The organism is Amycolatopsis sp. cmx-4-54, from assembly GCF_046548895.1.
In the GTDB taxonomy this organism is placed as follows: domain Bacteria; phylum Actinomycetota; class Actinomycetes; order Mycobacteriales; family Pseudonocardiaceae; genus Amycolatopsis.
Window position 1 is genome coordinate 20,810 of sequence record NZ_JAEBEJ010000026.1, and the last position, 9,782, is coordinate 30,591.

General features: G+C 69.2%; 7 protein-coding genes. 2 read left to right on the plus strand and 5 right to left on the minus strand.

What is annotated here, in order from left to right; genetic code table 11:
• Positions 1-6: 6 nt before the first annotated feature.
• From ACLJQ7_RS42460 to ACLJQ7_RS42470, 3 genes are all read right to left on the minus strand, one after another.
• Positions 7-1,578, minus strand: coding sequence for a substrate-binding and VWA domain-containing protein (locus ACLJQ7_RS42460; RefSeq protein WP_410653855.1), 1,572 nt, complete (start codon positions 1,576-1,578; stop codon positions 7-9).
• Positions 1,579-1,711: 133 nt separating this feature from the next.
• Positions 1,712-3,826, minus strand: coding sequence for an EAL domain-containing protein (locus tag ACLJQ7_RS42465; protein ID WP_410653848.1), 2,115 nt, complete (start codon positions 3,824-3,826; stop codon positions 1,712-1,714).
• Positions 3,827-4,343: 517 nt separating this feature from the next.
• Positions 4,344-4,832, minus strand: a complete 489-nt coding sequence (locus ACLJQ7_RS42470) for a hypothetical protein (RefSeq protein WP_410653849.1) — start codon at positions 4,830-4,832, stop codon at positions 4,344-4,346.
• Between the two features lie 123 nt (positions 4,833-4,955).
• Between ACLJQ7_RS42470 and ACLJQ7_RS42475 the strand changes: the two genes are divergently transcribed.
• Both ACLJQ7_RS42475 and ACLJQ7_RS42480 read left to right on the plus strand, forming a co-directional pair.
• On the plus strand, positions 4,956-5,357 hold the full coding sequence (locus tag ACLJQ7_RS42475; protein ID WP_410653850.1) for an AfsR/SARP family transcriptional regulator: 402 nt from the start codon (positions 4,956-4,958) through the stop codon (positions 5,355-5,357).
• Entirely contained in the window at positions 5,350-7,662 is a 2,313-nt protein-coding gene (locus tag ACLJQ7_RS42480; protein ID WP_410653851.1) for an ATP-binding protein, read from the plus strand. The genes ACLJQ7_RS42475 and ACLJQ7_RS42480 overlap by 8 nt, the downstream gene beginning before the upstream one ends.
• Here the strand turns inward: ACLJQ7_RS42480 and ACLJQ7_RS42485 are convergent.
• Entirely contained in the window at positions 7,655-8,452 is a 798-nt protein-coding gene (locus tag ACLJQ7_RS42485) for an alpha/beta fold hydrolase (RefSeq protein WP_410653852.1), read from the minus strand. The two genes, ACLJQ7_RS42480 and ACLJQ7_RS42485, sit on opposite strands and share 8 nt — an antisense overlap.
• A gap of 71 nt (positions 8,453-8,523) precedes the next feature.
• On the minus strand, positions 8,524-9,672 hold the full coding sequence (locus ACLJQ7_RS42490; protein ID WP_410653853.1) for an epoxide hydrolase family protein: 1,149 nt from the start codon (positions 9,670-9,672) through the stop codon (positions 8,524-8,526).
• Between the last annotated feature and the right edge of the window lie 110 nt (positions 9,673-9,782).

The following is a 9,782-nucleotide window of genomic DNA, read 5'->3' on the forward strand; positions in this document are numbered from 1 at the left end:
ATCGCCTCAATTCTTGCAGGTCGGCGGCTGGCACATGATCTTGCTCAACGCCTGGTAGAAGACGTCCGAGATCTTCCTCGGATCGGGGGTGGTGAACGAATCCCCGCCGGTGGCGGTGGAAACCTGCCGAAGTTCCGACGCGTCGATATCCGGGCCGATGCCGATCCCGATGACGGGCAACGGTTTCCTCGGGTCCTGGAGTTTGCCCAGTTCCTCCAGCAAGCGCGGCAGCCCGATCGTCTCACTGTCCTCGTTGCGCCCGTCGGTGAGGACGACGACCAGGTTGATCCGGCCGGGTTTCCAGTTCTGCCTGGCGTTCTGGTACGCGGCGAGGATCGAATCGTAGAGCCCGGTCGCGCCACCGGCTTTCGGCCGCACGGCTTGCAGCCGCTCGACCCCGCCCGACGACTTCTGCTCGGCGATGGTCTTCATCGGCAACAGGACCCGATGGTCCTTGTCACCGTCCAATTTGGTCGAAAACAGCCATAAACCCAGCTCCGTGGAGGGTTTGAAGAGTCCGAGCCCCTGCGTCGCGGCCTGCAGGGTGAGCTCCATGCGGCTCTTCCCCGTACCCGGCACGGCCGCGGCCATCGAGCCGGAGACGTCGAGCAGCACCTGGACCCGGGCACTCAGGTTCGTCCCCGCCCAGGCCTGCAGCGCGGCGTACAGGTCCGTGACCGGCGGCGGCCCCGGCGGGTACGGCGCCGGGTCGGTCCGGCTGTCCCGCGCCCGCGGCACGGCGAACTGACCGGTGGGTGCCCGGAATCCCTCGTCGGCGAAGATGCTCCCGGCGAGCGGATCGAGCAGCAGCCGCAGAAAACGTTCCGCCGCTGCCCTCGACGCTTCGGATGCCTTGGGCAGCACGACATACGGATAGTCGAACCCTTGCACCGGGACACCGGGGTACGCGGCCACCAGATTCCGCGCGAGTACCGCTTGTTCGGTCGCCGGGGCCTGCCCCGACGCGGGGTTCAGTTTTCGCATGACGGCGGTGAAGGCCGCGGCCGGATCGGGTTCCTTCTCGGTCAGCTTCCGCAGGGCGAGCAGGGTGGCGACGCCGAGCGGATCGCGCGCCGGATCCGGTATCCCGACCGGGGAGCCGTCGAGGATCTCCTGCCAGGAGGGAGCCTTCCCCGGCCAGCCGAACCGCCGCGCGATTTCGTCGGGAAGTCCCAGCACCACCGGGGAATTCGCCACCGACTGACCGGATTCCGGCAGGTTCCACGCGCCGGCGTCCCTCGCCTGCGACAACAGCGTGCTCGACTCGGGAACCCAGACGTCGGGGCCGCCCGAGGCGGTGGTCCCGAGCAGATCGGCGACTTCGGCCGACTCGCGCGCGGTCACGTTGACACTGAAGCATTCTTCCTGCGGCACGGTCTTCGCGAGCCGCGTGAGCACCGGTGCCACGTCGGGCGCCGCGGTGATCTCGACCGGCGTCAGCGCGTCACAACCGTTGCCCGCCAACCGGGCCCGCAAATAGTCCACGCCCCACCAGGCGCCGAGCGCGATCACCAGCAACAGGCTCAAGACGACCACGGGCGCGTTGAAACGCCCGGCACGCCTCGGGCCTACCTGCATGTGCATGCCTCCGAGGTGCGGGGTGAGGACCTGGGATGTTGCCCAATCCGCCCGCGAACGTCAACCCTCGGGTAACTTAGCGCCTTCCGCTGCGGCAAACGGCCTAACCGAACCCGTAACTCGGCCGAACGGCCTAACCGAAATACCGTCCGGCACCGATGTGGGCCCCGGCGGTCTGCCACCATCCGGCGTCACCGGTCGAGTCGATCCCGTCCGCGATCACCGTCGCGCCCGCCATGGTCGCGGTGTCGATGAGGTTCCGCAGCGCATGCTCCGCCAGCGGTTCCGTCCGCCGCTCCGCCAGCCGGGGCGCGATCCGGACCGTCCGCACGGGCACGTCAACGAGACAGACGACGTCACCGGCCGCGCCGAAGTCCTGCAGTTCCGCGTCCACCCCGATCTCGGCGAGGAGATGCAGGTTGTCGACGGTCTCGCCGAGTTCGGCGAGCACGGCCCCGGCGGGGAAGCCCAGCCGCAGTCGTGACGGCCCGAGTCCGGTCGAGGCGAGGATGGTCCGCACCGAGCCGACGAGATCGGGATCCGCGACCTGGTGCGGGGTCAGACCCACGACCATCGGGAGCCGATCGTCCGACTCCTCGCAGGCGGTGCGGATGAGCCATTCGCCCAGCGGCACGATGAGACCGGTCTCATCGGCGAAGCGGACGCAGGTGTCGTGACCGATCCGGCCGTGCCGCGGGTGGTTCCACGCGAGCCGCGCCTCGATACCCGCCGGCCTGCTGTCCGCCAGCCACGTCAGCGGCCGGAAGCCGACCTCGATCTGGCCGGTCTCCCAAGCACCCGCCATGGAGACGGCCAGGCCGAACTCGTGCCGTTCCCTGGTGTCGAGCGCGGAGTCCGACAGCGCCCACTGGCGGTACCCGTTGGCCTGAGCCCGGCGCAGTGTCATCCCGGAGACGCGCAGCAGCTCGTTCGGCGCGATGTCCCTGGGTGGCCGGTGCACGACGCCGATACAGGCCGAGACCGCGACCCCGCTGCCGCTTTCGAGGTAGACCGGCTCGGAGAGCTCCTGGTTGATCATGCCGACGACGGTGGCGACGTCCGGGCTGGCCGCGGTGTTCTGGATGAGGATGCCGAATTCGTCGCCACCGATCCTGGCGACGAGCGCGTCCTCTCCGCCGACGACGGTCCGCAGCTTCGCGGCGACGTTCTTCAACAGGTCATCGCTCTGTTTCTGGCCGAGCCCGCCCGCGATCAGGGAGAAACCGTCCAGGTCGAGGTGGTAGACCGTGACCCCGAACGACGGGTCGGCGTGCCGCAACGCCCGTTCCACGCGGGTGCCGAAGCACTGCCGGTTCGGCAGGCCGGTCAGCGGGTCGTGCAGGGCCTGACGGCTCAGCTGCCGCTGCAGCAGCGAGACGTCCGTGTCGCCGGCGACCAGGGTGATCAACTGCTGGGCCTCGCCCGCCGGGTCGCGGATGACGGCGCCGGTGAAACCGGCCCACGTCGGTTCCTCGTCCTCGGCCACGAGTCTTCGCGACAGCTCGAGCCGCTGACTCTCGCCTTCGAGCAGCTGCCGGTAACCCTCGCGCAGTCCGTCGGCGTCGTCCGGGTGCACGAGGTCGTAGAGGTTCAACCCGACCAGGTCCGCGGCGGGCCGGTTCAGCATTTCGGCGAACGCGGGGTTCACCCGCTGGACGCGGCCGTCGACCCTGGTGACGGCCACGCCGGTGGCCGAACCGGTGAAGAGCTGCTCGAAGCGTGCCTGGGACAGCACCAGTTCACGCCGGGTCTCACGTTCGAGCGTGACCATGGTTCGGCTCAGATCCTCTTGCTGTGTCTGGATGCTCTCGCGTAATGCCTCGCCGTAACCGGCCGCGAGCGCGCCGAGCACCTGCAACACCCGTTCGGGGAGCGACTGCACGCTCCGCAACTCCGGTTCGTGCAAGAGCCCTTTGCCGAGCACGTCCATCGTGCGGCGGAGGCTGTCCGGGCCGACGCATCTGAGCGCGACGAGCCGCGCGCCGGCCGCGGTGGCCTGCGCCGGCTCGGCGTCTTCGCTCAGCACCGCCGCGAAGACCTCGTCCAGCAGAGCGGCGAAATGCTCTTCGATCTGGGCGTGGGTATACGGAAGGTACGCCGTACCGGTGACCAGGTAGGCCCACTTGCGGGCCAGCGTGGCGCGGGTCGGCGCGGTGTTCTTCCGCTTCGGGGATGCGGAGGATGAAGTTCTCTTCGGGGCGTCCGGCGATACGGGGAACTCATCGCCGTCCGGAAGTGGGGCAGTCACGTCCGCCGGTCCTGGGGTCGCTTTCGTATTCCGTGGTGGAGAAACATCTTCCACGATTCTCTAACCGTACTCACGGTTCACCGATCATCCAATCGGGTGGTCACCCTACGGTAAGGCCGACGAATGTCCGGCACCGGACAGAACGTAAGGGGAAAGCCGCGCCTCGGTATTTCCGTCGCGGAGAACAGTCCGGTATCGAACTGGTCCGCGGCGAAGGTCGCGTAACCGATCTTGGCGCTGTCGCAGGTACCGCCGTGGCCGGTTCGAGCGGCATTCTCACAGAACCCTCTCCGGAATCGGGACGCTCGGAAGAGTCATGAACTCTACACGTGGTGATCGACCGTTCACCGTCAGCCCGCTGTTCCCTGCCGGTCGATGTGGAACCCCAGCACCGGCGAGCACCGGAAGCCACAGGGGCTGGCCCTCGTGAGTGGTGATGACGGCAAGGCGAAGCGGTCTACTCGAAGGCAGGCCCGGTGCCGATGTCGCGAAACCGCCATCACCACTCCCGGCCGCCTCAGGGCACCACGTCGGTCACGGTGTCCTTGATGACCTGCCACTTGCCGTGCTCACGCACCAGCGTCAAGCTGATCGTGTAGTGCCGGTTGATGTTCTGCGACGGCACCTTGTAGTAGGCGTCGAGGATCGCGAAACCCATCTTGCAGTCCTCGACGACGGTGTGCGTCACCGTCCACGGCATGCTGTACTCGTACGGCACCTTGAACTGCTCGTTGACCACCGGGTCGACGTTGGCGTCGTAGCCGATGAACAGCTGGCCCCGGCGCCCGACGGTCACCATGTCCTGGTGGATGATCGCCCGGTAGCGGGCCTCGTCGCGTTTGTTGAAGCTGTCCATGTCCTCCCAGACCGCGCGGTCGAAAGCGCGCTGGCAGGCCTGCCGCTCCGTCTCCGCCCGCTGATCACTGGCCGCCGCCGCGGCGGGCACGCCGATTCCCGCCGCCGCCACGACCAGCCCGGCCAACACCGCGTAATACCGCTTGCGCATGGGGTTCTCCTCATCACGTCCCGTATTCCGTCCTCAGCAGGTTCGCCGGACGGCGCATCACGGCTGCATCACTTCCGCACCGACTCGGGCGGGCGGCCGGTTAACCTCGCGGGAGGGGGTGCGATGGAGTTTCGGATACTGGGCCCGGTGCAGTGCCGCAGCGGCGCGCGGGCGCTGAAGCTGGCGGGTTCACGGCAAGAACGGATCCTGGCCGCACTGCTGCTCGGCGCCGATCGCGTCGTCTCGGTCTCGCGGCTGGTGGACGTCGTCTGGGACGAGGACCCGCCCGCCACCGCCATCCGGCAGATTCGCAATCTCACCACCGCGCTGAAACGCACTCTCATCGCCGAGGGCGCTTCGGACGACATCCTGACCGCCGAAGGGCCCGGCTTCGTCCTGCGCCCACGCGCTTTCGATCTGCGCTCGTTCGAGGAGCACGTTTCGCGTGGCGAATTCCGCGAAGCACTCGCGTGCTGGCACGGACCTGCTCTGTCCGGTGTGGACAGTATGACGCTTCGTGGGTGAGGCCGAAGAACTCGACGAGCGCCGTCTGTCCGTTGTGGAGCGTTGCCTCGACGAGGAGATCTCCGCCGGGGAGGACACCGTCGCGGAACTGACGGCACTGGTCGCCGAACACCCGCTTCGTGAGCCGTTCGCGGGGTTGCTCATGCGCGCGCTGCACCAGCAGGGCAGGCAGGCCGACGCGCTGAACGTCTACCGGAAGGCGCGGACGCGGCTGGTGGAGGAACTCGGGATCGAACCCGGGCCGAAGTTGCGCGAACGCTACGAGCGGATCCTCCGCGACGAGCCGGAATACGGCAAGACCCGCTGTTTCCTTCCTTACGACGTCCCGGATTTCACCGGCAGGGAAGCTGAGATCGGCCTTCTGCTCGACGCCGTCCGGCTCGGCCGTCCGGTCACCGTCGACGGGATGGCCGGGGTCGGCAAGACCTCGCTCGCCGTTCACGCCGCGCACCGGCTCGCCGCCGATTTCCCCGACGGGCAGCTGTTCGTGGATCTGCACGGGCATTCCCCCGCCCGAGAACCACTCTCACCCGAGGCCGCGCTCGAAGCGCTGCTCGGCCAGCTGGACATCCCGGCGAGCAGGCTCCCCCGCGGCGCGGACCGGCGGGCCGGACTCTGGCGCGCCAGGACGGCGGGCCGGTCACTGCTCGTGGTGCTCGACAACGCCGCGAGCGCCGAACAGCTGAAGCCGTTGCTGCCGGGTTCCGCAACAGTCGCGCTCGTGGTCACCGGCAGGAGCCGCCTGGCCGCGGTCGATGGTGCCGCGTCGATCAGTCTCGAAGTCCTGCCGGACGAACAGGCGGGCGCCCTGTTCGCGGCGGCGAGCGGAAGACCCGACTCGGGCGTGGCGGCGTTGTGCGGGAATCTGCCCCTGGCGATCCGGATCGCGGCGGCCCGCTTGCAGAATCGTCCACAGTGGACCGTGGAGAACCTGGCCGAGCGGCTGGGTTCCGAACACGACAGGCTGGCCGAGCTGAAGGTCGCCGGACGCGACGTGGCCGCGGCCTTCGCACTGTCCTATCGGGAGCTCGACGCCGCCCGGCAGCGCATGTTCCGTTTGCTGGGGCGGAATCCCGGCACCGACATCGGCGTACCCACGGCGGCCGCGCTGGCGGGCACCGGCGAACACGAGGCCGAACGGCTGCTGGAGGACCTGCTCGACGCCCACTTGCTCAGGCAGCCGGCGCTGGGCCGCTATGCGTTCCACGACCTGATCGCCGAGCACGCCCGCAGCGTCGCGCGCGACGAGGAATCGGGTCCGGCGATGACCAGGCTGCTCGATCACTACCGCGACGGCGGCGGCCCGGGCTGGTACCGCGAGGAGCGGGCGAACCTGGTCGCGGTGACGCGTCACGCGCTCGACGCCGGTCTCGACGAGTACGCCTGGCGGATCGCCGAAGACACCACGGAACACCTTCGGGAAGGCGGGTACCTCGACGAGTTGCTCGCCGTTGCGCGGACCGGGATCGCCGCCGCCCGCCGGATCGGGGATCCGCACGCGATCCAGCTGAGCCTGGCGGGCCTCACCCTGGCGTTCTGGGAGAACGGGCGGCTCTCCGAGGGGATGGACTGCGCTATGGAGCGGCTCGACGTCGTCCGGAGATCCGGCGATCGCGCGGCCGAAGCGATCGCGCTGTCCCGGGCGGGCGCCCTGCACAGCATGCTCGGCCACTACACCGAAGCGATCCGGTTCTATCGGGACGGCCTGGCCGTCTCGGACGGGAGCACCGACGCCGCCGCGACGCTGTGGACCAACCTCAGCAACGCCCAAGAGGTCCTCGGCGACCTGGACGACGCGCTGGCCTCGGCCAGGCGGTCGGTGGCGCTGCGCGAAGACGACCGCGGCACGATCCTGAGTTCCGCCCAGCTCGGCCTCGTCCTCGCCCGGCTCGGCCATTTCGACGAAGCCTTCGAGACCATCGAGCGTTCGATCGTCGCCGCGCGGGACATCGGCTATCTGTTCGGCGAGGCGTGGAGCCGGATCGACCTCGCCGACGCCCTGCTGCTCGCCCACCGGCCGGGCGACGCACGCGAGCAGGCCGAACGTGCTTGCGCGATCCTCACCCGGCTCAACCATCCGCTGTTGCTGGCCATGGCGGCGAACAGCCTGGGCACCGCCTGCCTCGCGCTCGGCGAAACGACGACGGGCCTGCGTCAGCACCGGCTCGCGCTGGAAACGGCGAGGCGGATCGGCTACCGGCTGCAGGAAGCCCGCGCGTTGGCCGGGTTGGGGCAGACCCGCGCCGCACGAGACCACTACGCGGCGATGGGCCTGTCCCCCGAACCGCTGAAGGTCGTCACCTGAGGAACCCGGCGAGCAGGTCGCGCAAGGTGTCCGGCTGGTGGAGGACGCCGTGGTCCTGCCCCTCGACCGTGGCGTAGCGCGCGCCGGGGACCGTGTCGGCGACCGCGCGGGTGCCTGCCCGCATCCAGACGTCGCTCTCCCCGCCGTCGATGACGAGCGTGGGCACCGCGATCTTGGCCAGCCGCTCCGCGGGCAGCACGTTGCCGGGACCACAGAGCGCGAGGTCGTAGGGCAAGGTGTGGGCGAGACCGGTGAACCACGCCCAGATCGCGTCGTCCCGCATGCCCTTCACCACCTCGGCCGGGGTGGCCGTCCCCTCGACCAGGAAGAGCTCGGCCGCACCGTCGCGGTCACCGTCGGCGATCAGGGCCCGGACACGGTCGAAAAGGTCGGCCGCGGGCCGCGTACGGCTGTCGTCGACGACGTACGGCGGCTCGTACACGGCGAGGCTGGTCATGGCGACGCCTCTCGCGGCCGCCTCCAACCCCAGCACCGCGCCCGACGAGTGCCCGAACACCGCCGCCGAACCACCCACGTGCTCGATCAGCGCGGCGAGGTCCTCGACCTCGCGCTCCACCGAATAGACCGCGCCCGCGCCGCTGTCACCCCGCCCTCGCCGGTCGTAGGCGATCGCGGTGAAGTCCGGGGCCAGCGTCGCGCCCAGGCCGGCGACGGTCGTCCGGTCGTTGAACGCGCCGCCGACCAGGATCACCGGGGTGCCAGCCCCGATGCGATCGAAGGCGATCGGGGTGCCGTCGGCCGAGGTCACGGTCTCGAACGAGGTGGTCATCAAAATCCTCCACAGGGGTCGCTTGACTCTAGCTTCGTCCCTGGGTCGGAGCCGACGACCACCGCTCGACATCACTTCACGAGATTCCCGAAGAATTCCCGGAGCTCGGTCACCACGTCGTCCGGGACGGCCATCGCGACCATATGGCTGGGGCTCTCGTGATCCGCCCAGCGCACGATGTCGTTCTTGCGGGAGGCGATCGTGCGCAGCGCGGACGGCCCGCCGTGGGACACGCCGGTCGGCACCGCGGTCTGGTCGATCGGCATCGCGGCCGCTCCCTCGTAGTACGGCCACAGCGAGGTGCCGCCGGTCCCGGTCAGCCAGTACAGGGTCGCGTTGGTGAGCAGCTGGTCGCGGTCGATCGGCTCGGCGGGCGCCGCGCCTTCGGGCCAGCCGTCGAACTCCTTGAACCGCTCGACCAGGTACGCCAGCTGCGCGACCGGCGAATCGAGAAAGCCGAAACTGAGCGTCTGCGGCCTGTTCGTCAGGTACGGCGCGTATCCGCTGCCGCCCTCGAAGCGCTCCAACAGACCCGCGAGATCCGCCTGATCCTGGTCGGTGAGCCCCTCGAACTCGGCCGGATCACCGGTCGGCACCCCGAGCCCGGACGTGATGTGCGAGCCGATGACGTGCTCGGGCGCGTGCACCGCGAGGCAGGGTGTCACCAACGCTCCGGCGTCGTTCCCGTGCGCGCCATAGCGTTCGTAACCGAGACGGCTCATCAGCTCCGCCCAGGTCCGCGCCACCCGCGCGATATCCCACGGCCGCTCGTCGGCAGGCTCGGGGAACGGGGAGAAGCCGAAGCCCGGCAGTGACGGCGCGACGACGTGGAAGGCACGCGACGGATCGAGACCGTGGGCCCGCGGGTCGGTGAGCGGTCCCAGGACGTTCAGGAACTCGGCGATCGAATTCGGCCAGCTGTGCGTCATGATCAGCGGGATCGCGTCCGGCTCCGGCGAACGGACGTGCAGGAAGTGCACCCGCTGACCGTCGATATCGGTGGTGTACTGCGGAAAGTCGTTGAGGCGCTTCTCGTACGCGCGCCAGTCGTAGCCGTCTCGCCAGTATTCGGCCAGGTCCTTGAGGTACGCGACCGGGACGCCCCTGCTCCACTCGGCACCGGGCAGCGCCGACGGCCAGCGGGTGCGGGCCAGCCGGTCGGTCAGGTCGTCCAGATCGGACTGCGGGATGTCGATGCGGAACTGCTCGATGTCGGTCATGAGGCGACCGTAGGGGCCATTCAGGTCGGAACGTGACCTAAATGGCCCCGCAATCGCGTTGCGAAAGCCACTTTCGCAACGTTGAAGGTTGCGAAAGTGGCTTTCGCAAC